The organism is Rhodovulum kholense (genome assembly GCF_003053725.1).
Lineage (GTDB): Bacteria > Pseudomonadota > Alphaproteobacteria > Rhodobacterales > Rhodobacteraceae > Rhodovulum > Rhodovulum kholense.
In genome coordinates this window covers 1-25,863 of sequence record NZ_QAYC01000007.1, presented here as the reverse complement: position 1 = coordinate 25,863, position 25,863 = coordinate 1, and the positions used below count along the sequence as shown (strand labels likewise).

Here is a 25,863-nt window from a genome sequence, read left to right as displayed (position 1 = left end):
GCAGGGTATATGTCTGCACATAATAATCAAGTCAACGCGGAGGATCAGGCGATGCAACGGGTCTGGGCGCGCCATGCGCTTGTGATGAATTCCTGGGCGGAAAATGTGGAAATCGCCGTCGAAAGCGGCGGAAAGATCGCGGAATTGCGTGAAAACGCGCCCTGTCCGCCCGGTGCGACGGTTGTCGAGACGCTTCTGCCCGCGCCCGCGAACCTGCACAGCCATGCCTTTCAGCGGGCGATGGCGGGGCTGACCGAATCCCGCGGTCCCGATCCGCGCGACAGTTTCTGGACCTGGCGGCGGCTGATGTACCGTTTTCTCGACCGGCTCGGCCCCGAGGATGTCGAGGCCATCGCCGCCTTCGTGCAGATGGAGATGCTGGAGGCGGGCTATGCCGCCAATGTCGAGTTCCACTACCTGCATCATGGCCCCGGCGGCGCGCCCTATGCCGATCCGGCCGAGATGTCGGGCCGGATCGCGGCGGCGGCGGCTGTCTCGGGCATCGGTCTGACGCTGCTGCCGGTGCTTTACACCTATGGCGGGCTCGACCGGCGGGCGCTGGTCGCGGGGCAGGACCGCTTCGGCAACGATCCCGACCGGTTCGCGCGGCTTTTCGAGGGCGCGGCGACCCATGTCGCGGCCCTGGCCCCCGATTGCCGGATGGGCGTCGCGCCGCATTCACTGCGCGCGGTCGATGCGGCGGGGCTGGCGGCGGCCGAGGCCCTGGCGCCCGACGGACCGATCCATATCCATATCGCCGAGCAGCAGGCCGAGGTCGACGAGGTGCTGGCCGCGACCGGCCGGCGTCCGGTCGAATGGTTGCTGGAGAACGCGCCTGTCGATGCCCGCTGGTGCCCGATCCACGCGACGCAAATGGAGCCTGCCGAGACGCTGGCGCTGGCCGCCACCGGCGCGGTCGCGGGGCTTTGCCCGATCACCGAATCGAGCCTTGGCGACGGCATCTTCGACGGGGTGCGCTGGGTGCAGGCGGGCGGTCGTTTCGGCGTCGGTTCGGACAGCAATATCCGGATCTCGCTGAGCGAAGAGCTGCGCACGCTCGACTATTCGCAGCGGCTGCGCGACCGGACCCGCGCGGCGCTGGCCTCCGAAGACCGCTCGACCGGGAGGGTGCTCTTTCAGGGCGCGGTCGAGGGCGGGGCGCAGGCGGCGGGGCGGGCCAGCGGCGGGCTTGCGGTTGGCAACTGGGCCGATCTGCTGGCGCTGGGCGACATGGGGCCCGACGGGATCGGGCGGCAGGGCGATCTGCTGCTCGATACCTGGATCTTCGCGGGCGACGACCGCGCCGTCAGCGATGTCTGGTCGGCCGGGCGCCATGTGGTACAGGGCGGGCGGCATGTCCGGCGTGACGAGATCGTGGCGGGCTACGCGGCCGCGATGCGCCGTCTGCGGGACGGGCTGTGAGCATGGCCGGGGACCGGGCCGCCTCGTGGCAGTCGATCCGCGACACCATCATGCTGCGGATCCGCGACCGGACCTATCCGCCGGGCGAGCTGATCCCGAACGAGGCCGACATCGCAACCGAATTCGGCTGTGCCCGGGCGACGGTGAACCGCGCACTGCGCGACCTGGCCGAGGCGGGGTTCCTCGACCGGCGCCGCAAGGCCGGAACCCGGGTGATCGAGGCACCGCAGCGCAAGGCGACGCTGGACATTCCGCAGATCCGCCGCGAGGTCGAGGCGCGCGGGCAGGCCTATGGCTACCGGCTGCTGGCGCGCGCGACCGGCCCCGCGCCGGAGGATGTGCGCGCGCGGCTGAGGCTGCCTGAGGTGGAAGAGACGCTTTATCTGGAAAGCCTGCATCTCGCGGATGGCGCCCCCCACATGTTCGAACGGCGCTGGGTGGTGTTGCGGACGGTGCCTGCCATTGCTGCGGCGGATCTTGCGGCGGTCAACCCGAATGAATGGCTGGTGCGCGAGGCGCCCTATACCCATGGCGGGATGGAGTTTCACGCCGAACCCGCGGGCGCCGCCGCCGCCGCGCTGGGCTGTTCGCCCACCGATCCGGTCCTGGTGATGGAGCGGCAGACCTGGCTGCACGAGGCGCCGATCACCTATGCGCGCGAGCATTTCGCGCAAAGCTACCGGCTGTGCCTCGGGCTCTGAGCGCTGCGGCTCAGACCACCAGAACCGGGCAGTCCGCGAGCCCCGTGACCTTGTGCGAGACGCTGCCCAGCAGGTAGTTCTCGACCGAGCCGAGCCCGCGGCTGCCGATCACGATCAGGTCGTTCCCGTGCTCGCGGGCAAAGCGGACGATGGTGCGGGCGGGCGGCCCGGCCTTGATGAAGGCGCGCGCCCCCTCGGCCCCGGCCTCGCGCGCGAGCCGCTTGGCGTATTCCGCCACCTCGCGAGCATAGCCGCGCATCGCGTCGTCAACGGGGCCCGGCTCGTCCTTCCGGACCATCGAGAGCGAGGCCTCCAGCATCGAATGATGCCGGAACACGGTCAGCACCGACAGCTGGGCGTCGCACAGCCTGGCCAGCCCGACCGCCTGGCGCAGCGCGCGCTCGGCGCCGGCCGAGCCGTCATAGGGAACGAGGATCGACTTGAACAAACCGGTCTCCTTTCGGCCCTCACCCGGCCTCGCCGGGGAAGGCGAGATCGCGGAAGAACAGCGCGATCTGGGGGAAGAAGATCAGCGCCACCGAGACGCCGAGCAGGATCAGGATGAAGGGCGGCGTGCCCCGGATGACCTCCATGTAGGGGCGCTTGAAGACGGCGATGGCGGTGAAGATATCGCAGCCGAAGGGCGGCGTGGCCGAGCCGATGGCAACCTGCAGCGTGATCAGCGTGCCGACCAGAACGGGATCGAGCCCGACATCGGCGACGACCGGCGCGAAGATCGGCACCAGGATCAGGATCACCACGATCGGGTCGACGAACATGCAGCCGATGAAGAAGGCGATCGAGATCGCGAAGAGCACGCCGATCTGGCCCATCTGGTCGATGCCCGCGCCCGACAGGATGGCCTGCGGGATCTGGGCGAAGGAGATCACCCAGGAAAAGGCCGCGCCTGCCGCCACCAGGATGAAGACGACCCCGGTGATCAGCCCGGTCGACTTGGCGGTGCGGTAGATGTCGCGCAGGCCCATTTCGCGGAAGACGAGGGTTTCGAGGATCAGCGCATAGAGCACGCAGGCCGCGGCCGCCTCGGTCGGGCTGAAGATCCCGCCATAGATGCCGCCGATGATGATCACCGGAAAGCCCAGCGGCCAGAGCGCGGCCCGGACCGCGCGCAGACGCTCGCCCCAACTCGCGCGGGGTTCGGTCGGGACCCCGTTCCGGACCGCATAGGCCCAGGAATAGACCGCGAACAGCACGAGGATCAGCAGCCCCGGCCCGATACCCGCGATGAACAGCTCGGCAATCGAGGTGTTCGAGACCACGCCATAGATGATCATCCCGATCGAGGGCGGGATCAGGAAGGCGATGTCCGAGGCATTGACGATGAGTGCCAGGATGAAGCTGTCGCCATAGCCTGCCTTCTGCATCCGGGGGCGCAGCGGGCCGCCGATGGCCACCACGGTGGCCTGGGTCGAGCCCGAGACCGCGCCGAACATCGTGCAGGCGGCGGCGGTCGAGATCGCGAGCCCACCCTTCAGATGCCCGACAAAGGCCATCACCATGTCGATAAGCCGTCCCGCCGATTGCCCGCGGGTCATGATGTCGGCGGCGAAGATGAACATCGGCACCGCGATCAGCGAGGCGGGACGGATGCCCGCCATCATCTGCTGGATCATGGTCTCGAGCTGGCCGAGACCGCCGAACAGCGTCACGAACCCTACCAGCGCCCCCGCGATCAGCGGAACCATCATCGGAAAGCCCAGCAAAAGCAGCACGATCATGATCGAGAAGATTGCAGCCGCCATCGCTCAGACCTCCGTCTCTTCGTCGTCATAGCCTTCCAGCACGACCGTCGAGAGATAGACATCGCGCGAGATCGCGTTCTTCACCGCGGTCAGCAGGTATTGCATGCCGGTCATGAAAAGGCCGATGGGCACGATCACCAGCGTCGTCCAGACCGGGATCTGCAACGCCGGCAGCACCCGGCCGCGCCCCGCCTGGGTCAGCAGATACGCGACCGCGAACCAGCACAGGCCGAACATCAGCGCCGCCGTGATCAGCGCGATGGCGATCATCAGGATCTTGCGCGCCCTCGGCGGCAGCGCATCGTAGATCGCCGACATCCGGATATGGCGGCCCTGGCGCGCGGCATAGCTGATGCCCGCGAAGGTGATCACCACGATCAGGATGCGGTTCAGTTCCTCGGTGAAGAAGAGGCTGGACTGGAAGAGGTAGCGGCCGACCACATTGGCGACCGTGTTCAGCGCCATCAACAGGACGCCCGCCGCCAGCAGCGCGGATTCGGCCCGGGCGATGGCCGCGTCGATCGTCCCCAGAACCCCGGGGAGGCTCGAGACATAGGCCACCTCGTCGGGATCGTCGGCGGCGGTGGTGTCGGTCTGGGACTGGGCCTGCGTGGGGCCCTGAGCAGGGCTGACCTGGGCGCGAAGCGATTGGTCCGAGGACAAGGGCAGCTTCCTTCCGTTCCTCCCTGCGGGCGGGTGCCGGGTGCGGGGCGGGCAAGGGGCGGGGAAATGGCCGGAGCGCGCGGGATGCGGCCCGCGCGCTTCGGTGACCGTGGGATCAGCTCTGGGTGGCGTCCTCGGCGGTCTTCAGGTCCTCTTTCATCTGATCGAGGATCTCCTTGCCGCTGTCGCCGGTCATTTCGAGGAACTTGGCCTCGACCTCGCCGGCCGCGTCCTTGAAGGGCTGGCGCTCTTCCTCGGACAGCGTGGTGAAGGTCATCGAAGGCTTGGCCTCCTTGATCTTCTCGACCGAGGCTTCGGTCAGGCCCTTCTGATAGTCGATGATATGGGCGAAGGCGGCGTCGGCCGCGTCGCGGATCGCCTGCCGGTCCTCATCCGAAAGGTCCTCGAAGAAGTCCTTGTTGGCCATCACCGCGGTCGTGAAGTTGTTATGCCCGATCCGGGTCACGTAATCGGTGACCTCGTACATCTTCGTCGACTCGATGAAGAACATCGGGTTTTCCTGGCCCTGGATGATATTGGTCTGCAGCGCGCCATAAACCTCGCCCCAGGGCAGCGGCGTCGGCGTCGCACCGAAGGCCTTGTAGCTTTCCACCAGAAGCGGGTTGGTCATCGTGCGGACCTTGACCTCGTCCAGATCCTCGGGCGTCTTGAACGGCTCCTTGGTGGTGATCGCCACCTCGCCCTCGGGGAACATGGTCAGAAGCTCCAGCCCCTGATCCGCGTAAAGCTTGGGGAACATCTCGTTGATGGCCTTCGAATTCTTGAAGAAGCTGGCCAGCGTTTCAGGCTCCTGCGGCAGCAGGTAGGGCACGAAGAAGACTTGCGCCTCGGGGATCAGCGAACCGGTGAACCCCGGCGACTGGTCGACGAATTGCAGGATGCCGTCCTGCGCCTGTTCCATGATGTCGGCGGATTCGCCGAGCGTGCCATAGGGGAAAAGCTGGATCTCGTGATCGGTATTGGCCTCGATCTCTTCCTTGAACTTCTGGGCATAGATGCCCTGCACCTCGTCCAGCGCCTCCTCGAAGGCATAGCGCCATGTATCGGCCTGGGCCATGCCTGCGCCAAGCGCGAAGGCGGCGACGGACAGGGTCAGCACGCGGGTCTTGAAACTCATGGACGGTCTCCTCTGGTTGCTTGCGCACGGGCCGCAACGGCCCGAACCTTCGGGGCTGTCGGTGATCCGGGAGAGATACGGCGCCAGGGTGGCACCTTCGCGCGGCCGAAGCGGCCGCAGCCCCCGGAAACGCACCATCCCGGGGCCGGTCCTGGACCCGCGCCCCGGGCAAGCCGGGAAAACGCAGGCCTGCGGGGGGTCTCCTCGCGATCCCCCGCAGGCCGGTCTCCGCCCACGGCGCGCCACCTGTGGTTGGTAAACGCAGCCGGGGGCGCCCGGTTCCGAAAAAAGTGAAAAAAGATGACCGTGCCCGGGGGAACCCGGGTGTGGCCGATGTATCGGACCCTGTCGGGCGTCGGCCGATGGCGCATCGGCCCCGCCCGGCGGACCGGACAGGGCCTTGCCGCGTCAGGCCGGCGCCGGACGGGGGATGGCTGGATGGGGTCCAGACGCCGGGCGCTGGACCGCAGGCGCTAGACGGCGGGCCGGCAGAGCCCGCGCAGCACGTCGTCCTTGCCGATCTGGCCGATCAGGCGGCCGTCCTCGACCACGCCCAGCGGGACGGTCGCGCCGATCAGCCGGTCCATGCCGTCGCGGATCAGCGCGTCGGCCTCGATGGTGACCTCGGGGCTGCCGGTCGCGGGCTGCATCAGATCGCGCGCGCGCAGCACGCCCAGCGGGTTCATGTGCTGGACGAAATCGGCGACATAGTCGTTCTTCGGGTCGCGGAAGATCTCGGGCGGGGCGCCGGTCTGGACGATCCGGCCGCCCTCCATGATCGAGATGTGGTTGCCCAGCTTGAACGCCTCGTCGAGATCGTGGCTGACGAAAAGGATGGTGCGCTTCAGCCGCTGCTGCAGCTCCAGCAACTCGTCCTGCAGCTTGGCCCGGATCAGCGGATCGAGCGCCGAGAACGGTTCGTCCATCAGCAGGATCGGCGCCTGGGTGACGAAGGCGCGGGCAAGCCCCACGCGCTGTTGCATGCCGCCCGACAGCTCGCCCACGCGGCGGTCGCCCCAGTCGGCCAGCCCGACCAGCGACAGCTGCTCGTCGATCCGCTCGCGCGCCTCGCGGCGCCCGACCCCCGACAATTCGAGCCCGAGCCCCACATTCTCGCGTACCGTGCGCCAGGGCAGCAGGCCGAATTGCTGGAAGACCATCGCGACGTGATGCATGCGGATGCGGCGCAGGGTGGCGGCATCGGCATGGGTCACGTCGACCATGCCGGTGCCGTCATTGACCTCGACCTTGCCGCGCACGACGGGGTTCAGCCCGTTCACCGCGCGCAGAAGCGTCGACTTGCCGGACCCCGAAAGCCCCATCAGCACCAGGATCTCGCCGGTCTCGACGGTCAGGCTGCAATCGTGCACCCCCAGCACCTGGCCGGTCGCGGCCTGCACCTCGGCCCGGGTCTTGCCCTGGTCCATCAGCGGCAGGGCGCGGTCGGGATGGGACCCGAAGACGATCGAGACGTTGTCGATACGAAGCGCGGTCGGGGTCATTTGCGCGCCCTCACATGCAGGATGCGGTCGAGCATGATCGCCACCACGACGATCACGAAGCCGGATTCGAAGCCAAGCGCGGTGTTGACCTGATTGAGCGCGCGCACCACCGGCACGCCCAGCCCGTCGGCGCCGACCAGGGCCGCGACCACCACCATCGACAGCGACAGCATGATGGTCTGGTTGAGCCCCGCCATGATCTGCGGAAAGGCATAGGGCAGCTCGACCTTGAACAGCGTCTGCCCGCGCGTGGCGCCAAAGGCGGTCGCGGCTTCCAGCAGGGCCTTCGGCGTCGAGGACACCCCCAGATAGGTCAGCCGGATCGGCGCGGGCAGCACGAAGATCACCGTGGCGATCAGCCCCGGCACCATGCCGATACCGAAGAAGACGATGGCCGGGATCAGGTAGACGAAGGTCGGCAGGGTCTGCATCAGATCGAGGATCGGCCGCAGATAGGTGTAAAGCTTCGGCCGGTGCGCCGCGCCGATGCCGATGGGTACCCCGATCGCCATGCAGACCACGCAGGCCGACAGCACCAGCGTCAGGCTTTCGGTGGTCTCTTCCCAATAGCCCTGGTTGAGGATGAAGAGAAAGCCCAGCGCCACCGCAAGGCAGGTCTTCCAGCTGCGCTGCAGCGCATAGGTCAGCGCGACGAACCCCAGCGTGACCACTGCCGGATGCGGCGTCTGCAGCACCCAGAGGATCGCGTCGATCATCGCCTCCATCACCGCGGCGATGGCGTCCAGCACGACCTCGGCATTGTCCCTGAGCCAGTCGAAGATCGTGCTGGCGACATGGCCCACGGGAATCTTGTGATCGGTCAGCCACTCCACGGCGGCACTCCCTCCTGCATTGACGGTCTGGAACGGGGCAGGGCGGCGGGACCGCCGCCGGGGACCGCCCGCGCCGGGCGGGCGGTCCGGCCGGGACTAGAGCCCGAGGCTTTGCCTGACCGCGGCCAGGCCGTCGCCGCCGTCCCTGGTTGTCACGCCCGCAAGCCAGGTGTCGAGAACCTGCGGGTTCTCCTTCAGCCAGGCTTCGGTCGCCTCGGCCGGATCGGCGCCGTCGTCGAGGATCTCGCCCATGATCTTGTTTTCCATATCGAGGCTGAAATCCATGTTGGCGAAAAGCTTGCCGAGGTTCGGGCATTCCGCCGAATAGCCCTTGCGGGTCACCGTATGCACGACGCCCTCGCCGCCAAAGAAATCCTCGCCGCCGGGCAGGTATTTCAGGTCGAAATTGGCGTTCATCGGGTGCGGTTCCCAGCCGAGGAACACCACCGGTTCCTGCTTGCGGTAGAACCGCGCGACCTGGGCCAGCATGCCCTGTTCCGAGCTTTCGACGATCTTGAAGTCGCCCAGCCCGAACTTGTCTTCCTCGGTCAGGCCGACGAGATAGGCGTTGCCCTCGTTGCCGGGCTCGATCCCGTAGATCTTGTGGTCCAGCTCATCGGCGAACTTGGCGATGTCGGCATAGCTTTTCAGCCCGGCCTCCCAGGCATAGGTGGGCGTGGCCAGCGTGTATTTGGTGCCTTCGAGGTTGACGTTGATATCCTCGATCTCGCCACTGTCGAGATAGGGGCCGATGGCACCCGCCTGCGCCGGCATCCAGTTGCCGAGGAACACGTCCACGTCGTCACTGTCGAGCGAGGCGAAGGTCACCGGCACCGACAGCACCTTGACGTCGACCTTGTAGCCCAGCCCTTCCAGCACATGGCGGGCGGTGGCGGTGGTGGTGGTGATGTCGGTCCAGCCGACATCGGACATCACGACAGAATCGCAATCGGCGAATGCCGCGCCCGCGGCCAGCATGGCAACGGCAGCGACGGCAGAAGTCAGTTTCATGGCAATTCCCTGATCGACTTGAGTTGCAGATTTATTGATTGACCAGTCAAACAGTGCCTGATTATCTCCGGTTTGCAACCACTTTTTCGGGAAACGCCCCAGATGACCGCCCAACCCGAGCGCAAGGCGCAACTGATCGACGCGACGATCCAGGAACTCGGCGCGACCGGCTCGCTCAGCGTGACAGTGGGCCAGATCGCCAAGCGGGCCGGGGTCTCGTCGGCTCTGGCGTTCCACTATTTCGGCGACAAGGACCGCCTGTTCCTGGCCGCGATGCGCCATATCCTCGCGGTCTACGGCGCCGAGGTCCGGGCCGCTCTGAAAGAGGCCGGCTCACCCCGTGAGCGACTTGACGGCACGATCCGCGCCAGTTTCAGCAAGACGAGCTTCCGCCATGACGTGATCGCCGCCTGGCTGAACTTCTATGTGCTGGCGCACCGGTCGGACGAGGCGCGGCGGCTGTTGGGGGTCTATCACCGGCGGCTGCATGCGAACCTCGTTCACGACCTGCGCCCGCTGGCAGGCTCCCGCGCCCCCGAGATCGCGCGGAGGCTCGCGGCGCTGATCGACGGGCTTTACCTGCGATTCGTGCATTTCCCTCGCGACGAGGCCGAAGACAGCGCCTCGGCCCATGTCCTTGCGGCGCTCGATGCCGAACTGAAGGCCCTGCCATGACACAGCCCAATCTTCTGATCCTGATGGTCGACCAGCTGAACGGGACGCTCTTTCCCGACGGCCCGGCCGACTGGCTGCACGCGCCGAACCTGAAACGGCTGGCCGCCCGGTCGGCGCGGTTTTCCAACTGCTACACCGCCTCGCCGCTTTGCGCGCCGGGCCGGGCCAGCTTCATGTCGGGGCAGTTGCCCTCGGTCACCGGCGTCTATGACAACGCGGCCGAGTTTCCCTCGGACCTGCCGACCTTCGCCCATCACCTGCGCCGGGCGGGCTATCATACCTGCCTCAGCGGCAAGATGCATTTCGTCGGCCCCGATCAGCTTCATGGCTTCGAGGAGCGGCTGACCACCGACATCTACCCCGCCGATTTCGGCTGGACGCCCGATTACCGCAAGCCCGGCGAGCGGATCGACTGGTGGTATCACAACATGGGCTCGGTCACCGGCGCGGGCGTGGCCGAGATCACCAACCAGATGGAATATGACGACGAGGTTGCCCATTGCGCCGGGCAGAAGCTTTACGATCTGGCGCGCCGCAAGGATGACCGGCCCTGGTGCCTGACCGTCAGCTTTACCCATCCCCACGATCCCTACGTGGCCCGCAAAAAGTTCTGGGACCTCTACGAGGACTGCGACCACCTGCTGCCCGAGGTCCCGGCGATCCCCTACGCCGATCAGGACCCGCATTCGAAACGGATCTTCGACGCCAACGACTGGCGCAGCTTCGACATCACCGAGGACGACATCCGGCGGTCGCGCCGGGCCTATTTCGCCAATATCTCCTATCTCGACGAGAAGATCGGCGCCTTCCTCGACATTCTCGAGGCGACCGGTCAGGAGGCCGCGATCCTCTTCGTGTCGGACCATGGCGACATGCTGGGCGAGCGCGGGCTGTGGTTCAAGATGACCTTCTACGAGGGATCGTCTCGGGTGCCGCTGATGATCGCGGCGCCGGGCGTTGCGCCGGGGCGGATCGACACGCCCGTCTCGACCCTCGATGTCTGCCCGACGCTTTGCGATCTGGCCGGGATCTCGATGGACGAGGTCGTGCCCTGGACCGAAGGCCAGTCGCTGCTGCCGGTCGCGGGCGGCGCGCCGCGCGGCCCGGTGCCGATGGAATACGCGGCCGAGGCGTCCTATGCGCCGCTGGTGGCGCTGCGCGACGGGCGCTACAAGCTGACCCGCTGCGCGCTCGACCCCGATCAGCTTTTCGATCTCAAGGCCGATCCCCAGGAGCTGATCGATCTTGTCGCCGACCCGGCTTGCGCCGAACCCCTTGCCCGGTTGCGGGCCGAGGCGGAGGCGCGCTGGGATCTGGACCGCTTCGATGCCGAGGTGCGCAAAAGCCAGGCCCGGCGCTGGGTGGTCTACGAGGCGCTGCGGAACGGCGCCTATTTCCCCTGGGATTACCAGCCCCTGCAGCGCGCCAGCGACCGCTTCATGCGCAACCACATGGACCTGAACGAGGTCGAAGGCCGGGCGCGCTACCCGCGCGGCGAATGACCGGAGAATGACAATGACCCAAGACACCCAACCCGTCGCCAGCCACTATGTGGACGGCGCCTATCTCGAAGATACCGACGGCACACCGATCCCGGTGATCTATGCCGCGACCGGCGTGCGGATCGCGACCGTCCACGCGGCGACCCCCGCCGTGATCGACAAGGCGCTGGCCGCCGCCGCGCGCGCCCAGTCCGATTGGGCCCGCCTTCCGGGGCGCGAGCGGGGCCGGGTGCTGATCCGCGCGGCGCAGATCCTGCGCGAGCGGAACCGCGAGATGTCGGTTCTGGAAACCTTCGACACCGGCAAACCCTTGCAGGAAACGCTGGTGGCCGATGCCGCCTCTGCCGCCGACGCGCTGGAATATTTCGGCGGGCTCGCGGGCAGTCTGACGGGCGAGCATATCCCCCTGGGCGGCGACTGGGCCTATACGATGCGCGAGCCGCTGGGCGTCTGCGTCGGCATCGGCGCCTGGAACTACCCGACCCAGATCGCGGCCTGGAAGGCGGCGCCCGCGCTCGCCTGCGGCAATGCGATGGTCTTCAAGCCCTCCGAAGTAACGCCGCTTTGCGCGCTGAAATTGGCCGAGATCCTGACCGAGGCCGGTGCGCCCGCCGGGCTTTTCAACGTCGTGCAGGGCGCGGGCGAGGCCGGACAGGCGCTGATTTCCGATCCGCGCGTGGCCAAGGTGTCGTTGACGGGATCGGTGCCCACGGGGCGCAAGGTCTATGCCGCCGCCGCCGCCGACATGAAACACGTCACGATGGAACTGGGCGGCAAGTCGCCCCTGCTGATCTTCGAGGATGCCGATCTCGACAACGCCGTCAGCGGCGCCATCCTCGCGAATTTCTACTCCTCGGGCCAGATCTGTTCGAACGGCACCCGCGTTTTCATTCAGAAAAGCGTCAAGCAGGCCTTCCTCGCCCGCCTGACCGACCGTCTGAAAGGCGTCGTGATGGGCGACCCGCTGGACGAGGCCACCAATTTCGGCCCGATGGTCAGCGCGCGCCAGATTGAGATCGTCGAGGGCTATATCGCGAAGGGCGTCGAGGAGGGGGCGCGGCTTGTCACCGGGGGCAGGCGCGCGGATCGCGAGGGCTTCTTCCTCGAACCCACGGTCTTTGCCGATGTCACCGACGACATGACCATCGCCCGCGAAGAGATCTTCGGCCCGGTGATGGCGGTCTTCGATTTCGAGGACGAGGACGAGGCCGTCGCGCGCGCCAATGCCACCGAATTCGGGCTGTCCGCCGGGGTCTTTACCCGCGACATCTCGCGGGCGCACCGGGTGATCGGCGCGCTGAAGGCGGGCACCTGCTTCATCAATTCCTACAATGACGCGCCGGTCGAGATGCCCTTCGGCGGCGTCAGGATGTCGGGCGTCGGCCGCGAGAACGCCAAGGCCGCGATCGAGCATTACAGCCAGCTCAAATCCGTCTATGTGCGCATGGGCGACGTGGAGGCCCCCTACTGATGCAGGCCGATTACGTCATTGTCGGCGCGGGCAGCGCCGGTTGCGCCATCGCCTACCGTCTGGCCGAGGCCGGCAAGTCGGTTCTGGTGATCGAACATGGCGGCTCCGATGCCGGGCCGCTGATCCGGATGCCGGGCGCGCTCAGCTATCCGATGAACATGCCCCGCTATGACTGGGGCTTCCGGACGGAACCGGAGCCGCATCTGGGCGGGCGGCGTCTTGCGACCCCGCGCGGCAAGGTGATCGGCGGGTCCTCCTCGATCAACGGCATGGTCTATGTGCGTGGCCATGCCCGCGACTACGACCACTGGCGCGATCAGGGGGCGGAGGGCTGGGGCTATGCGGACGTGCTGCCCTATTTCCGGCGGATGGAGGACTGGCATCCGGGCGGGCATGGCGGCGATCCGGCCTGGCGCGGGCAGGGCGGGCCGCTGCACGTCACCCGCGGGCGGCGCGACAACCCTCTGGTGCAGGCCTTTGTCGAGGCCGGGCGTCAGGCGGGCTATCCCGTGACCAGGGACTATAACGGCCATCAGCAGGAGGGCTTCGGCCCCTATGACATGACCGTCTGGAAGGGCGAGCGCTGGTCCGCCGCGCGCGCCTATCTGCGGCCCGCGCTGAAGCGGCGCAATTGCGATCTGATCCGGGGGTTTGCCCGCCGCGTCGTCATCGAGAACGGCCGCGCCACGGGCGTCGAGATCGACCGCGACGGCTTTACGGAAGTCGTCCGCGCCGGGGCCGAGGTGATCCTGGCGGCGTCCTCGATCAACTCGCCGAAGCTTCTGATGCTGTCCGGGATCGGCCCCGCCGCGCATCTGGCGGACCATGGCATCGGCGTCGTGGCCGACCGTCCGGGCGTGGGTCAGAACCTGCAGGACCATCTGGAACTCTACCTGCAGATGGCGGCGAGCCAGCCGATCAGCCTCTTCAAGTACTGGAACCTTCTGGGCAAGGCCCGGGTGGGGCTGCAATGGCTCTTGACGAGGGACGGCCCCGGCGCCTCGAACCAGTTCGAAAGCGCAGCCTTCCTCCGGTCGGGTGCAGGCGTCGACTATCCCGACATCCAGTATCATTTCCTGCCCATCGCGGTGCGCTATGACGGGCAGGCGGCGGCCGAGGGGCATGGCTTTCAGGCCCATGTCGGCCCGATGCGCAGCCCGTCGCGCGGCGCGGTCACGCTGGGCTCGGCCAATCCGAACGAGCCGCCGAAGATCCTGTTCAACTACATGAGCCACGAGAAGGACTGGGCGGATTTCCGGACCTGCATCCGGCTCACGCGCGAGATCTTCGCGCAAGAGGCCTTCGCTCCCTTCGTCAGCCACGAGATCCAGCCCGGCGCCGCGGTTCAATCCGACGACGAACTGAACGGGTTCATCCGCGAGCATGTGGAAAGCGCCTATCATCCCTGCGGCACCGCCCGGATGGGGGCTGCGGACGATCCGATGGCGGTGGTCGATCCCGATCTGAGGGTGATCGGGGTCGAGGGGCTCAGGCTTGCCGACAGCTCGGTCTTTCCGCGCATCCCGAACGGCAATCTCAACGCGCCCTCGATCATGGTGGGCGAGAAGGCAGCCGATCACATCCTCGGCCGCCGCCTGCCCGCCGACACGCGCGGCCCCTGGATCAACCCGGACTGGCGGCAGGCGCAGCGCTAAGCGCTGCACGGGTCAACACGCCCTCGGCCCAGCGGTCGGCCGAGGCGCCGAAACAGTCGTGGATCGAGTCGACCGCGATCACGCTGCCCAGCGCGGCCCGGCCCAGCAGCGCCAGCCCCGGCTGCACCCGCCCGTCGGCCCCGATCAGCTGGCCGTCGGGGCGGATGCGCGCCCCCTGACCCTTGGCCACCGGCACGATCCGGCCTTCGTCCCTCAGTGCGGCGATGACCGGCGCCTCGATGCCCTGAAGGGCGGGCGAGGGCAGCACCGCGTCGACCATAACCTCGGCCCGGGCGCCCTCGTCGCCCTCGACCAGTTGCCAGCCGTTGTCGGTCAGCAGGATGTCGGGGTCGTCCACAATGCGCAGATCGACGATCCCGGTCTCGATCAGGATCGACAGCTCTTCGGCGGCGGCGGCGGGGGGGCCGTAGGAATAGCGTTTCAGCCCCTCGTCGAAGCCGATCAGCGCCTCGGCCGTTCCCGGAGCGGCCGAGCCCGGGTTCACGCCCCGGCGCAGCGCATTCTGCCAGTGCCGCCAGATCTGCCCGATGGCATAGCCTGGCGAGGGCGGGCGGACGCCCCGCGCCATGGCCAGCCCGTCCCGCAGGGGGGCGGTCGGGTTCGGGTCCTCCTGCGCGGCCGGTGCCTCGCGTTCTGCGCTCAGCCACTCTTCGACGCCACCGGGCCCTGCGCCGGTGGCCGCCAGCATCCGCCGGGCGGCCCGCGCGAGCGGGGTGCAAAGGGTGACCAGCGCGGCCTCGGGCGGCTGGGTCAGGGCCCGGCTCAAGGCCGCCTCAAAGGCGCGGGTCTCGGCGGGCAGGGGGGCCAGGCGCGCGTCGATGGCTTCGCTCGCCGGTTTCGGCCAGGGCGGCAAGCCGTTCAGCGAAAAGGGCAGGAGGCGCGCGGGTTCGCGCCCCGAGGCAATGTAACGATCGTCCTCGAACCGGCCGCCGAGACCCAGCGTCAGAAGCCGCACCGCATCCAGCGTCGACAGCCCAAGCCCGCGGATCGCCACCGCCTTGCCGGCCCAGCCCTCGGCCGCCTCCAGCAGGCGGTCGGCGGGATAGGCGGGCAAAAGCTCGGCACCGCAGCGCCGGGCATGGTCCTGCCAGCGCGCCAGTTGCGGGTCGGGCCGGGTGGCGGGCTGGCCCGGCGCCAGCAGCACCTCGTCATAGGGGCCGAAACGCGCCCCCGCGCCGTCAAGCCGCCAGCCCGCCTCGCTGGCCTCGATCCGGCGGATGGCGGTTTCATGGCGGCTCAGCTCGGTGCCCTCGGGCAGGCTCGCGGTCAGCGCCCGGAAACGTGCCGCCATATAGGCGCCAAGCTCGGCCCGCGCCGGAAACCGCTCGCCATCGGGCGGCGACATCAGCCAGGCGGCGAAAGACGCGATCCGGCGCGGCGCTGGCGCGGGCGGGTCGATGTCGATGGCCCGGATCGGGATGTTCAGAAGCATCAAGGGGCTCTGGGCGGGATCGAAATTCGGCCCGGCCCCGGGCCAGGGGCCGGGTTCGAAGATGTCGATGGCAACCGGCCTGCCGGTGTCGGCCAGCCGGGCGGCAAGCGCTTCCAGCGCCCCCAGACCGCGCGGTCCGAGACCGATGATGGCAAGGCGAAGCGGCGGGCTTTGGTGGGGCATGGCGGGGCGATGTGCGGTGGGGGCGATCTGAGGGTCCATTGCGGGACAAGCCCGAAGGCCCCTTCCGGGTTCCCGAAAGCCGTGCCGCGACAGTCGGCGGGCCGCCGATCCGGTCCGCGCAAGCGCGTTCGGAACCCGAATGGCGCGCCTGCGTTGAGCGGATGCCACCCGCCGGGTTCCGGCGGGTTCGCTGAAAGGAGACCCGCTCTTGTCCCGCCCCCGCCTGTCCCTCTCAAACCCGCGCCGCTCCCGCCTTCTGATCGGTCTTGGCGCTGTCGCTGTCGCGCTGGTTCTGGGGGCCGCCGCGGCGCTCAAGGCCGGGCTGGTGCCGGTCTCGGCCCGCCCGCCCCATGCCGCCGCCACCGCCGCCGTGCTGCACGAAACCTTTCGCGCCTCGGTCGAACGAAGCGCCCGCCAGCTGACCGAGGCGGGCCTGGAGGTGCCCGATCTGGACGATCCCGGGCTGATCGCGCTGGGCGCGCAGCACTACGACCAGGTCTGTTCCTCCTGCCATGGCGGCCCGGGGCTGGGGCAAAGCCCGGTCGCGCTGTCGATGCGGCCCCGCCCGCAAAGCCTGCCCGCCGTGGTGGGCGAATTTTCCGAGACAGAGCTTTACGTCATCCTGCGCGACGGGGTCCGCTTTACCGCGATGCCAAGCTGGCCCGCCGATGGCAATTTCGGCGAGATCTGGGCAGTGGTCGCCTTTCTGCGCCAGTTGCCCGACATGACGCCCGACGCCTATCGCGACGCCACCGAGGCGTCGCGGGGGGCCGCAGAGGCCGCGCTGCCCGCGATGGCCTGGGACCGCCGGGGCGCGGCGATGGAACTCAAGCTGCATGCCCGCGCCGACCCGCTCGAGGACTATCTCTATTCCGCGCCCTCGACCGGCTGGCGCCCGATCGGTCTTGGCGATACGCCCTTGCGTTATTGCGTGGCCTGCCACGGGACCGACGGCACCGGCGCGCCAACCGGCGGACAGGCGCCCAACCTGGCCATTCTCGATGCCGACACCATCGCCACGCGGTTGCGCGACTATGCCAGCGGCGCTCGTCAAAGCGGGATCATGGCGACCGTGGCCACCAGCCTGTCGGGGCCGCAGATCGACGCGCTGGCCGAGCATTTCGCGGGGCTTCCCGACCGGACCCTTGGCGTGCCGCCCTCGGCCGACATAGAGGCAGATACCGAACGCGGGGCGGCGCTTGTGCGGCATGGCGACTTTGCCCAGGCGCTGCCCGCCTGCGGACTTTGCCACGGAACCGGTGCTGAAAAGGCGGGGCTGGGCGTGCCGCCTCTGGCCGGGCAGGGCGCCGCCTTCCTGAAACGGCGTCTCGACGGCTTCGCGTCGGGGCAGGGGCCGGACCGCGACGGCTGGAACCCGATGCCCGCCATCGCCCGCGCGCTGAGCCCCGCCGACCGCAGCGCCGTCGCGGCCTATCTGGCCGCTCTGCCGGCCGGCGATCCGCTGTCGCCCGATGCCGCTGCGGCCCCGGGGCTTGAGCAGGCGACGGAAAAGGCGATCGCGCTGGCCCAAAGCTGCACCGCCTGCCACGATCCCGGGCCTGCGCTGGGCGCCGACCGGGATCTGTCGCCCAACCTGACGCTGCAATCGCCCGCCTATATCGCCCATCAGATGGCGCTGTTCGATTCCGGGCGGCGGCCGGTGACGACCATGCAACAGGCCGCCCACGAACTGACCGAGACCGAGATCGGGGCGCTGGCCGCAGTCTTCGGGACCGCCCATGCCAGCCTCTCGGGACCCGACCCGGAACGCCGTATGCCCCCCGATTTCGAACTCTCCGAGGCTGGAGCGCTGGCGCGCGATGGCGATCCGGGCCGAGGGGTCCCCGCCTGCCTGAGCTGTCACGGCGCGGCGCCGACCGGGGCGATCGGGCTCATCCCGCGGCTCGACGGGCAGCGCGCCGGGTATCTGCAGGATCGTCTGGACTATTTCGCCGAAGAGAAGGCGCCCGAGGTGCTGGCGCCGATGACCGCCATCGCGGCGCGTCTGACCGACAGCGAGCGCGCGGCGCTGGCCGACTGGTTCGCGGCGCGCCCGCCGCTGGAAAAGTAGCGCCTTCGGTGTCGGGGCTGGCCACGCCCCGCCAGACCGGCAGGGACCGGCCGCAGGGGGCCAGACCGTACCGGGCTGCCTTGCCGGTTGGCGACTGCGCCCTATCCCTTTGACATCGACCGTCCCGAAAGCCGCTCCGTGCCCGACCCAGTTCCCGTCCGCCCCTCGTCGCTCGCGCCGTTCCGCAAGGCGACTTTCCGCAATCTCTGGCTGGCCTCCAACGTGTCGAATTTCGGGGGGCTGGTGCAGACGGTCGGCGCGGGCTGGATGATGACCGAGCTGACCCATTCGCCGGTCATGGTGGCGATGGTCCAGGCCTCGAACACCCTGCCGATCATGCTGGTCTCGCTGATCGCCGGAGCCCTGGCCGACAACTACAACCGCCGCCGCATCATGCTGGGCGCGCAGACCTTCATGCTGGTCGTCTCGGCGGCCCTGGCGGCGGCGGCCTTCGCCGGCATGCTGACGCCCTGGCTGCTTTTGGCGTTCACCTTCCTGATCGGCTTCGGGATGGCGCTTTACAACCCGTCCTGGCAGGCCTCGGTCGGCGATATCGTGGCGCGCTCGGATCTTCCGGCGGCGGTCGCGCTGAACAGCATGGGGTTCAACCTGATGCGCAGCGTGGGCCCGGCCGTCGGCGGGCTGATCGTCGCCGCAGGCGGGGCGGCGGCGGCCTTCGCGGTCAATGCCGCAAGCTACCTGCCGCTTTCGCTGTCGCTTTATCTCTGGCGTCCGGCCCTGCCCGAGCGGCGGCTGCCGCGCGAGGCGCTGGGACCGGCGGTGGCGGCGGGGCTGCGCTATGTCTCGATGTCGCCGGTGCTCTTGCGTGTGCTCTTTCGCGGCTTCCTGTTCGGGGTGGCCGCGGTCGGGCTGCTTGCGCTTTTGCCCATCGTCGCGCGCGACATGCTGGGCGGGGGCGCCTTCGCCTATGGCCTGCTGCTGGGCTGTTTCGGCGCGGGCGCCATCGGCGGCGCGGTCTCGGGGGCGCGGCTGCGCGACCGCTTTGCCAATGAAACCATCGTCCGCGCGGGCTTTCTGGGCTTCGGGGCGGCGCTGGTGGGGCTGTCTCTGTCGCGCGATCTCTGGATCTCGGGTCTGTTGCTGCTGCCTGCGGGCGCCTCCTGGGTGCTGTCGCTGTCGCTGTTCAACGTGTCGGTGCAGCTTTCGACCCCGCGCTGGGTGGTCGGACGGGCGCTGTCGCTTTACCAGACTTGCACCTTCGGCGGCATGGCGACGGGCAGTTTCCTCTGGGGGCATGTGGCAGGCCGGGCGGGGCTGGCCGAGGCGCTTTGGGCGGCTGCGGCGGTGCTGGTTCTGGGCGCGCTGGTCGGGCTGCGCCTGCCGCTGCCGAATTTCGGCACGGACGATCTGGCGCCGCTGGGCCGCTTTGTCGAGCCCCGGCTGGGCGTCGATCTGCGCGCCCGCTCGGGGCCGATCGTCATCACCGTCGAATACGATATCGCGCCCGAGGACGTGACCGCGTTTCTGGCCGCGATGACCGAACGGCGCCGGATCCGCATTCGCGACGGAGCCCGGCAATGGGTGCTGCTGAGGGATCTCGAACGCCCGACGGTCTGGGCCGAAAGCTATCACGTCGCGACCTGGGCCGAATACCTGCGCCATCACGAACGCCGCACCATGGCCGATGCCGAGGTCTCCGACCGTCTGCTGGCGCTGCATCGGGGGGCGGGCAAGCCGCGGGTCCGCCGGATGATCGAGCGGCAGACCGTGCCGCGGAGGGACGACCTGCCGCTGAAGCCCGACGACATGGTCTGAGGGCGGGCCGCGACCGGCCGCAAGGTGATCCCTTGCCCCCGGCCACCCGCCATGCGACACCACCCCGAAAGGCGACATGCGGCCGGTGCCGCCCGTGCCTGTGGGCCACTTGCGCCCACCCGTCCGGGCCAGCGGCGGCCGCGCGAAGGTGATCCCATGACCGACCGACCGATCTTCCCCCGAATTCCGAGACGTCCCGCCCGGGCGGGCGCTGTCCTGCTGGCGGCGGGGCTGAGCCTCGCGCTGCCGCCCGGCGCCCGACCGGCCCTGGCCGATGGCGGGTTCGCGGCCTTCTGGCAGGGGCTTTTCGGCGGCGACGACACCCAGGGGATCGCCAGTTCGAATGGCCGGATCGAGGCGCAAAGCGTCGAGGTCGCGACCAAATATGCGGGCCGGATCGCCGAGGTTCTGGTCGAGGAGGGCAGCACCGTCGAGGCGGGACAGGTGATCGCCCGGATCGACGACCGCGACGCCCAGGCCCAGCTTTTGGGGGCGAAGGCGGCGGTGCTGCGCGCAGAGGCCGCAAGGGAAGTGGCAAAGGCCGCCGTCATGCAGGCGCAAAGCGCGCTCGATGTCGCGCGGACCAATCGCGACCGGGTGGCGCGGCTGCATGAGGACGGCCATGCCAGCGACAGCAGCTTCGACGATGCGCGCAACGCCCTGACCTCTGCCGAGGCGACGCTGGCCTCGGCCCGGGCGCAGGTCAGCGATGCCGAGGCACTGATCGCCTCGAGCAATGCCGAGGTCGAACGGCTGCAGATCGCGCTGGACGACCTGACCATCCTGACCCCGATCCGCGGCCGGGTGCTGTATCGCCTGCACGAGCCGGGCGAGGTGGTGGCCGCGGGCACGCCGGTCGTCACCCTGCTGGACCTGACCGATGTCTACATGAACATCTACCTGCCCGCGCCGGTCGTCGGGCTCGTTTCGGCCAATGACGAGGCGCGGCTGATCCTCGACCCGATCCCCGATTACATCGTGCCGGCGCGGGTCACCTTCATCTCGCCCGAAAGCCAGTTCACGCCGAAAAGCGTCGAAACCCTGTCCGAGCGCGAGGATCTGGTGTTCCGGGTCAAGCTGACCATCCCGCGCGATCTGCTGGTGAAGTTCGAGGACAAGGTCAAGACCGGCGTCCGCGGGCAGGGATTCGTGCGCACGGATCCGGACCGGCCCTGGCCCGAAAACCTTCAGGTCAACGTGCCGGACTAGGCCATGGCGCCGGTTTCCCCGAACCCGCCCGGCCCGAACCCGCCCGGCCCCCCCCGGGCGGCCGCCGAGATCGCCGGGCTGACCCACCGCTATGGCGGCAAGGCGGCGCTCGATGGCATCGAGCTGACCGTGCCCCCGGGCTGCATGGCCGGGCTGATCGGCCCCGACGGGGTCGGCAAGTCGACGCTTCTGGGGCTGATCGCCGGGGTCCGGCGCCTGCAGGAGGGGCGGGTTTCGACCCTTGGCCGGGACATGGCCGACCCCGCCGCCCGGCGCGAGATCGCGCCCCGGCTGGCCTACATGCCGCAGGGGCTGGGGCGGAACCTCTACCCCACGCTGTCGGTCCGCGAGAACCTCGATTTCTTCGGCCGTCTCTTCGGGCAGGGTGCGGCCGACCGCGCCCGCCGGATCGACATGCTGCTGGAGGCGACCGGGCTTGCGCCCTTTCCCGACCGTCCGGCGGGCAAGTTGTCGGGCGGGATGAAGCAAAAGCTGAGCCTCTGTTCGGCGCTGATCCACGACCCCGAATTGCTGATCCTCGACGAGCCCACGACCGGCGTCGATCCGCTGTCGCGACGCCAGTTCTGGGACCTGATCGACCGGGTGCGCGAGGGCACCCCTGGCATGAGCGTGCTGGTCGCGACCGCCTATATGGAAGAGGCCGACCGGTTCGACTGGCTCGCGGCGATGGATGCTGGCCGGGTGATCTCCTCGGGCAGCCCGGCCGAACTGAAGGCCCGGGCCGGGGCCGCGACGCTTGAAGACGCCTTCGTGCGGCTGCTGCCCGACCGTCCGGCCGCCCCGCCGCTGGACATCCGGCCGCTGGACGCAGGCCGGGGCCGGACCGCCATCAAGGCCAGCCACCTGACCCGGCGCTTCGGCGATTTCACGGCGGTCGACGACGTCAGCTTCACCATCCCCGAGGGCGAGATCTTCGGCTTTCTCGGCTCGAACGGCTGCGGCAAGTCCACAACGATGAAGATGCTGACCGGGCTTCTCGACCCGAGCGAGGGCGAGGCCGAACTTTTCGGCCAGCCGCTGCGCGCCTCGGATATCGAAAGCCGGATGCGCATCGGCTACATGTCCCAGGGCTTTTCGCTGTATTCCGAGCTGACGGTCCGGCAGAACCTCGCGCTGCATGCCGACCTTTACCATCTGCCGCGCGACCGCCGTCAGGCGCGGGTCGACGAGGTGCTGGACGATTTCGAACTGACGCCGCTGGCCGACCGCATGCCCTGGGACCTGCCCCTGGGCCAGCGCCAGCGGCTGCAGCTGGCCGTGGCGGTGCTGCATGACCCGCAGGTGCTGATCCTCGACGAGCCGACCTCGGGGGTCGATCCGGTGGCCCGCGACGGGTTCTGGCACACGCTTCTGTCACTGTCGCGCGACAAGGGCGTGACGATCTTCGTCTCGACCCATTTCATGAACGAGGCCGAACGCTGCGACCGGATTTCGCTGATGCATGCGGGCCGGGTGCTGGAGGTAGGGGCGCCGGCCGAGATCGTGGCCCGGCACGGCGCCGACAGCCTCGAGGCGGCCTTCATCTCGTGCCTCGAGGCCGAGCTGCCGCCCGACCCGGCCCCGGCCGCCGCGCCCGCAGCCCTGCCCGTGGCGGGGGCGTCCGGGACCGCGCCGCGGCTGGCCGGGCTGACCCGGCTCTGGGCCCAATGCTGGCGCGAGATGCTGGAGCTGACGCGCGATCCGATCCGGGTCTTCTTTGCCCTCGCGGGGCCGGTGATCCTGCTGCTGACCATGGGCTACGGCATCTCCTTCGATGTCGACCGGCTGAGCTTTGCCGTCCACGATCAGGACCGCACCCCCGAAAGCCGCGCGCTGGCCGAACAGTTCACCGCGATCCGGCAATTCGCGGAAACCCCGCCGCTGACCGGCATCGCGGATCTGCGCGCCCGGATGGGGAGGGGCGATCTGGCGGTGGCGCTCGAAATTCCCGACGGCTTCGGCCGCGACCTCACCCGGGGCGACCGGCCCGAGATTTCGGTCTGGATCGACGGGGCGATGCCGTTCCGGGCCGAGACCGCGCGCAGCTATGCGCTGGGCGTGCTGTCGGATTACGCCGCCGCGTCGGGTGCGGGGCAAGCCGGCGTCAACATCGAGACCCGCTTTCTCTTCAACCAGTCCTTCAAGAGCGCCCATGCCATGGTGCCCTCGATGATGATGGTGATCCTGATGCTGATCCCGTCGATCATGTCGGCGATCAGCGTGGTGCGCGAGAAGGAGACCGGCACCATTGCCAATTTTCGCGCGACCCCGGTCTCGCGGGCCGAATTCCTGCTGGGCAAGCAGCTGCCCTACCTGGCCATCGCCTGGGTCAGTTTCTGGATGCTGTTCGCGGTCGGGCGCGGCGTCTTCGGGGTTCCCTTCACGGGCAGTCTCGGGGCGCTGGCGGCGGTGTCCTTCCTCTATGTCTTCGCCACCACGGGCTTCGGCCAGTTGATTTCATCCTTCACCCGAAGCCAGGTGGCGGCGGTCTTTGCCACCTCGGTGCTGGCGATCATCCCGACGGTCAATTTCTCGGGCCTGATCCTGCCGGTTTCCTCGCTCGATCCGGCGGGGCGCGCCGTGGGGCAGGGCTTTCCCTCGGCCTGGTATCAACAGGTGACCTCGGGGACCTTCCTCAAGGGCTTCGGTTGGGCCGAGGTCGCGCCCGCGGCGGCGGTGCTGGCGGCGTTCTGTCTGGCCTATCTGGGGCTCGCGATCCTCGGATTGCGCAAGCAGGAGGCCTGATCTCATGCGGAGCCTTCTGAACACCCTGCGCCTGACCCTGAAAGAACTGAGCGCGATCCGTCGCGACCGGGTCATGGTGGTCCTGATCATCTATGTCTTCACCGCGGCGACCTGGCTGGTGTCGAACGCGGCCTCGACCGAGATCCGCGATCTGGCGGTGGCCGTGGTCGACGAGGATCGCAGCCCGCTGTCGCACCGGCTGACCGACGCGATCCGGCCGCCGCTTTTCGCCGAACCCGAGGTGCTGAGCCCCGCCGAGGCGGCGCGCGCCCAGGAAGAGGGCCGCTATGTGCTGGTGCTGTCGATCCCGCCCGGGTTCGAGCGCGATCTGCGTGCGGGGCAGGCGCCCGCGCTGATGGTGCTGGTCGATGCCACCGCCATGGCCCAGGCGGGCAACGGTGCGGCCTTCCTGCAGCGGCTTCTGGCGGACGAACTGCAGCGCTATGCCGATCCCGGCGGCGGCGCCTCGGACCCGGTCGATGTGGTGTTCCGCAACCGCTTCAACCCGAACCTGACCGCAACCTGGTTCACCTCGGTCATGCAACTGATGAACAACGTGACGATCCTGACCCTGATCCTCTCGGGAGCCGCGATGATCCGCGAGCGCGAGCAGGGCACCATCGAGCATGTGCTGGTGATGCCGGTCCGCCCGCACGAAATCGTGCTGTCGAAGATCCTGGCCACCGGTCTGGTCATCCTGCTGGCCTCGATTTCCAGCCTTGTGGCGGTGATCCATTGGGGGCTTGGGGTGCCGGTGACGGACTCGCTGGGGCTCTATGCGCTGGGCGCTGCGGTCTATGTGATTTCGGTGGGCAGTATCGGGCTGTTGCTGGCCACTTTCACGCGCAACATGGGCCAGTTCGGGTTGCTGGTCATTCCGGTCATCATCGTCATGCTGCTGTTGTCGGGCGGCATGACGCCGATGGAATCGATGCCGGACTGGATGCAGGTTGCCGTCGGCATCGTCAGCCCGGCGCCGCATTTCGTGGCCTTCGCGCAATCGGTCCTTTACCGCGATGCGGGCCTTGCGCTGGTCGCGGGCGAGCTTTTGCGGATGGCGGCGATGGCGGCGGTGGCACTGGCCGTGGTGCTGGTCCGGTTCCGCAAGGTTCTGGCGGGCTGAAACCGGTCCCTGTCCGCGAGCCGGGTGAAATCCGGCGCCCGGTTCGTTCGTCCCGGCCTGCCCGGCCCGTCGACGGGCAGGGAAAGCCATTGCCCGATCCCGCGGCGGGCTCTGAGATCCGAACTGCGGCGCGGATCGCCCGCGATCCCAATCCCAGGATCGTCGAGCTTGTCGTCTGCGCCGTGCGGCAAATGCCGTCCCTCAAGCTTGCCACATTTCCGGCCGCCCCCGGCTCCGGTCTTCGAAGGACGCGGTGGCGCCCGGTCGCAAGCGTTGCATCTGCCCCCCTGATTGCCCTCTCAACTTGATCGCTTCTCGTCTGCCAGTCTGCATCCGAACTGCGATCGGAGGCGATTATGGCGGAACGCGAAGTCTGGGGGCAAGATCCGGACTGAACCGCCCCGGGTTTAGCGGAGAGTGAAGCACTCAAAGGATGAGCCCTATGACGACGAGACGATTCACCCCGCCTATGCGGCTGAGCTACGCGAGCGTGGCGTTCGGCTGTTTCGGGAGAACCGCGCTGATTATGCCAGTGACAGCGCGGCATACCGTGCAATCGCGCCCAAGCTTGGCTGTTCGCCCGACAGCCTTCGTGTCAGGTCTCAGCAGGCCGAGCGCGATGCCGGGCAGCGAGTTGGCCCGACGAGTGCCGAGAAGGATCGGCTCAAGGAGCTGGAGCAGGAGGTTCGTCATCTGCGCCAAGCCAATGAGATCCTGAAGAGGGCAAGCGCATATTTCGCGGCGGCGGAGCTCGATCGCCCGTTTCGCAAGTGATCGCATTTCTCGAAGGCCAACGTGGCGTCTTTGGCGTCGGGCCGATCTGCCGGGGTCTGGGGATCGCACCTTCGACGTATTACGCCTTCAAGGCCGTGGAGCGTGATCCGGACTTGGCATCGGATCGCGCCAGGCAGGATCGGCTGGACATGGCCGCCATCAGGACGGCCTTCGATGACAGCCGGGGCCGGCA

At 68.5% G+C, this 25,863-nt stretch carries 20 protein-coding genes, 1 pseudogene and 1 other annotated feature; of the genes and pseudogenes, 13 read left to right on the top strand and 8 right to left on the bottom strand.

Going from position 1 to position 25,863, the window contains the following annotated elements; translation table 11 throughout:
- The first annotated feature begins 51 nt into the window (after positions 1-51).
- The gene (locus C8N38_RS10565) at positions 52-1,422 is read left to right on the top strand and encodes a formimidoylglutamate deiminase (protein WP_108027110.1); all 1,371 of its coding nucleotides are present in this window, start codon (positions 52-54) and stop codon (positions 1,420-1,422) included.
- Positions 1,423-1,424: 2 nt separating this feature from the next.
- Entirely contained in the window at positions 1,425-2,123 is a 699-nt protein-coding gene (locus C8N38_RS10560) for a histidine utilization transcriptional repressor HutC (RefSeq protein ID WP_108027108.1), read from the top strand.
- 10 nt (positions 2,124-2,133) lie between these two features.
- On the opposite strand, the gene C8N38_RS10555 is transcribed toward C8N38_RS10560, so the two are convergent.
- The 7 genes from C8N38_RS10555 to choX form a co-directional block, all read right to left on the bottom strand.
- On the bottom strand, positions 2,134-2,571 hold the full coding sequence (locus C8N38_RS10555) for a universal stress protein (RefSeq protein ID WP_108027106.1): 438 nt from the start codon (positions 2,569-2,571) through the stop codon (positions 2,134-2,136).
- A gap of 19 nt (positions 2,572-2,590) precedes the next feature.
- Positions 2,591-3,886: a TRAP transporter large permease gene (locus tag C8N38_RS10550; protein ID WP_108027104.1), complete on the bottom strand. Its 1,296-nt coding sequence runs from the start codon at positions 3,884-3,886 to the stop codon at positions 2,591-2,593.
- A gap of 3 nt (positions 3,887-3,889) precedes the next feature.
- Positions 3,890-4,447 (bottom strand): TRAP transporter small permease, encoded by a 558-nt coding sequence (locus C8N38_RS10545; RefSeq protein ID WP_215731129.1) that lies wholly within the window; start codon positions 4,445-4,447, stop codon positions 3,890-3,892.
- 217 nt (positions 4,448-4,664) lie between these two features.
- A complete protein-coding gene (locus tag C8N38_RS10540; RefSeq protein WP_108027101.1) occupies positions 4,665-5,687 on the bottom strand; it encodes a TRAP transporter substrate-binding protein in 1,023 nt (340 codons plus the stop codon).
- Between the two features lie 473 nt (positions 5,688-6,160).
- Positions 6,161-7,189 carry a choline ABC transporter ATP-binding protein gene (gene choV / locus C8N38_RS10535; protein ID WP_108027099.1) on the bottom strand — a complete coding sequence of 343 codons (1,029 nt, stop codon included), beginning with the start codon at positions 7,187-7,189 and terminating at the stop codon, positions 6,161-6,163.
- Positions 7,186-8,022: a choline ABC transporter permease subunit gene (gene choW / locus C8N38_RS10530; RefSeq protein WP_108027097.1), complete on the bottom strand. Its 837-nt coding sequence runs from the start codon at positions 8,020-8,022 to the stop codon at positions 7,186-7,188. Before choW ends, choV begins: the two co-directional genes overlap by 4 nt.
- 96 nt (positions 8,023-8,118) lie before the next feature.
- A complete protein-coding gene (gene choX, locus C8N38_RS10525) occupies positions 8,119-9,033 on the bottom strand; it encodes a choline ABC transporter substrate-binding protein (protein WP_108027095.1) in 915 nt (304 codons plus the stop codon).
- Positions 9,034-9,135: 102 nt separating this feature from the next.
- Here choX and betI point away from each other — a divergent pair, with 102 nt between their 5' ends.
- The 4 genes from betI to betA are packed head-to-tail and all read left to right on the top strand — an operon-like array spanning position 9,136 to position 14,336.
- On the top strand, positions 9,136-9,708 hold the full coding sequence (gene betI / locus C8N38_RS10520) for a transcriptional regulator BetI (RefSeq protein ID WP_108027092.1): 573 nt from the start codon (positions 9,136-9,138) through the stop codon (positions 9,706-9,708).
- The gene (gene betC, locus C8N38_RS10515) at positions 9,705-11,210 is read left to right on the top strand and encodes a choline-sulfatase (protein WP_108027090.1); all 1,506 of its coding nucleotides are present in this window, start codon (positions 9,705-9,707) and stop codon (positions 11,208-11,210) included. Before betI ends, betC begins: the two co-directional genes overlap by 4 nt.
- Before the next feature lie 13 nt (positions 11,211-11,223).
- Positions 11,224-12,681 carry a betaine-aldehyde dehydrogenase gene (gene betB, locus C8N38_RS10510; protein WP_108027088.1) on the top strand — a complete coding sequence of 486 codons (1,458 nt, stop codon included), beginning with the start codon at positions 11,224-11,226 and terminating at the stop codon, positions 12,679-12,681.
- Positions 12,681-14,336 (top strand): choline dehydrogenase, encoded by a 1,656-nt coding sequence (betA, locus tag C8N38_RS10505; RefSeq protein ID WP_108027086.1) that lies wholly within the window; start codon positions 12,681-12,683, stop codon positions 14,334-14,336. The genes betB and betA overlap by 1 nt, the downstream gene beginning before the upstream one ends.
- Here betA and C8N38_RS10500 read toward each other — a convergent pair.
- Positions 14,305-15,972, bottom strand: a complete 1,668-nt coding sequence (locus tag C8N38_RS10500; protein ID WP_158272337.1) for an FAD/NAD(P)-binding protein — start codon at positions 15,970-15,972, stop codon at positions 14,305-14,307. The genes betA and C8N38_RS10500 overlap by 32 nt on opposite strands.
- 208 nt (positions 15,973-16,180) lie before the next feature.
- Between C8N38_RS10500 and C8N38_RS10495 the strand changes: the two genes are divergently transcribed.
- The 7 genes and pseudogenes from C8N38_RS10495 to C8N38_RS21640 all read left to right on the top strand — a co-directional run.
- On the top strand, positions 16,181-18,043 hold the full coding sequence (locus tag C8N38_RS10495) for a c-type cytochrome (RefSeq protein ID WP_108027083.1): 1,863 nt from the start codon (positions 16,181-16,183) through the stop codon (positions 18,041-18,043).
- A 138-nt stretch (positions 18,044-18,181) separates the two neighbouring features.
- Positions 18,182-19,819: an MFS transporter gene (locus C8N38_RS10490; protein WP_108027314.1), complete on the top strand. Its 1,638-nt coding sequence runs from the start codon at positions 18,182-18,184 to the stop codon at positions 19,817-19,819.
- A gap of 156 nt (positions 19,820-19,975) precedes the next feature.
- Positions 19,976-21,028: an HlyD family secretion protein gene (locus C8N38_RS10485; protein WP_108027081.1), complete on the top strand. Its 1,053-nt coding sequence runs from the start codon at positions 19,976-19,978 to the stop codon at positions 21,026-21,028.
- 3 nt (positions 21,029-21,031) lie between these two features.
- Entirely contained in the window at positions 21,032-23,773 is a 2,742-nt protein-coding gene (rbbA, locus tag C8N38_RS10480) for a ribosome-associated ATPase/putative transporter RbbA (RefSeq protein ID WP_108027079.1), read from the top strand.
- 4 nt (positions 23,774-23,777) lie between these two features.
- Positions 23,778-24,896, top strand: coding sequence for an ABC transporter permease (locus tag C8N38_RS10475; RefSeq protein ID WP_108027077.1), 1,119 nt, complete (start codon positions 23,778-23,780; stop codon positions 24,894-24,896).
- Positions 24,897-25,313: 417 nt separating this feature from the next.
- Entirely contained in the window at positions 25,314-25,670 is a 357-nt protein-coding gene (locus C8N38_RS10470) for a hypothetical protein (RefSeq protein ID WP_108027075.1), read from the top strand.
- Positions 25,625-25,741 (top strand) — a sequence feature (AL1L pseudoknot). (Overlaps the previous gene by 46 nt.)
- Positions 25,667-25,863, top strand: a pseudogene (locus C8N38_RS21640) (IS3 family transposase); the annotation flags it as partial. It overlaps the preceding feature by 75 nt. The gene C8N38_RS10470 and the pseudogene C8N38_RS21640, both read left to right, overlap by 4 nt.

Bases quoted from the DNA above. Each gene is read 5' to 3' on its own strand.
- C8N38_RS10550 (WP_108027104.1), bottom strand. From the start codon at position 3,886: ATGGCGGCTGCAATCTTCTCGATCATGATCGTGCTGCTTTTGCTGGGC.
- rbbA (WP_108027079.1), top strand. From the start codon at position 21,032: ATGGCGCCGGTTTCCCCGAACCCGCCCGGCCCGAACCCGCCCGGCCCC.
- betI (WP_108027092.1), top strand. From the start codon at position 9,136: ATGACCGCCCAACCCGAGCGCAAGGCGCAACTGATCGACGCGACGATC.
- choV (WP_108027099.1), bottom strand. From the start codon at position 7,189: ATGACCCCGACCGCGCTTCGTATCGACAACGTCTCGATCGTCTTCGGG.
- C8N38_RS10500 (WP_158272337.1), bottom strand. From the start codon at position 15,972: ATGCCCCACCAAAGCCCGCCGCTTCGCCTTGCCATCATCGGTCTCGGA.
- C8N38_RS10540 (WP_108027101.1), bottom strand. From the start codon at position 5,687: ATGAGTTTCAAGACCCGCGTGCTGACCCTGTCCGTCGCCGCCTTCGCG.
- C8N38_RS10565 (WP_108027110.1), top strand. From the start codon at position 52: ATGCAACGGGTCTGGGCGCGCCATGCGCTTGTGATGAATTCCTGGGCG.
- betB (WP_108027088.1), top strand. From the start codon at position 11,224: ATGACCCAAGACACCCAACCCGTCGCCAGCCACTATGTGGACGGCGCC.
- betC (WP_108027090.1), top strand. From the start codon at position 9,705: ATGACACAGCCCAATCTTCTGATCCTGATGGTCGACCAGCTGAACGGG.
- betA (WP_108027086.1), top strand. From the start codon at position 12,681: ATGCAGGCCGATTACGTCATTGTCGGCGCGGGCAGCGCCGGTTGCGCC.
- C8N38_RS10560 (WP_108027108.1), top strand. From the start codon at position 1,425: ATGGCCGGGGACCGGGCCGCCTCGTGGCAGTCGATCCGCGACACCATC.
- choX (WP_108027095.1), bottom strand. From the start codon at position 9,033: ATGAAACTGACTTCTGCCGTCGCTGCCGTTGCCATGCTGGCCGCGGGC.
- C8N38_RS10485 (WP_108027081.1), top strand. From the start codon at position 19,976: ATGACCGACCGACCGATCTTCCCCCGAATTCCGAGACGTCCCGCCCGG.
- C8N38_RS10475 (WP_108027077.1), top strand. From the start codon at position 23,778: ATGCGGAGCCTTCTGAACACCCTGCGCCTGACCCTGAAAGAACTGAGC.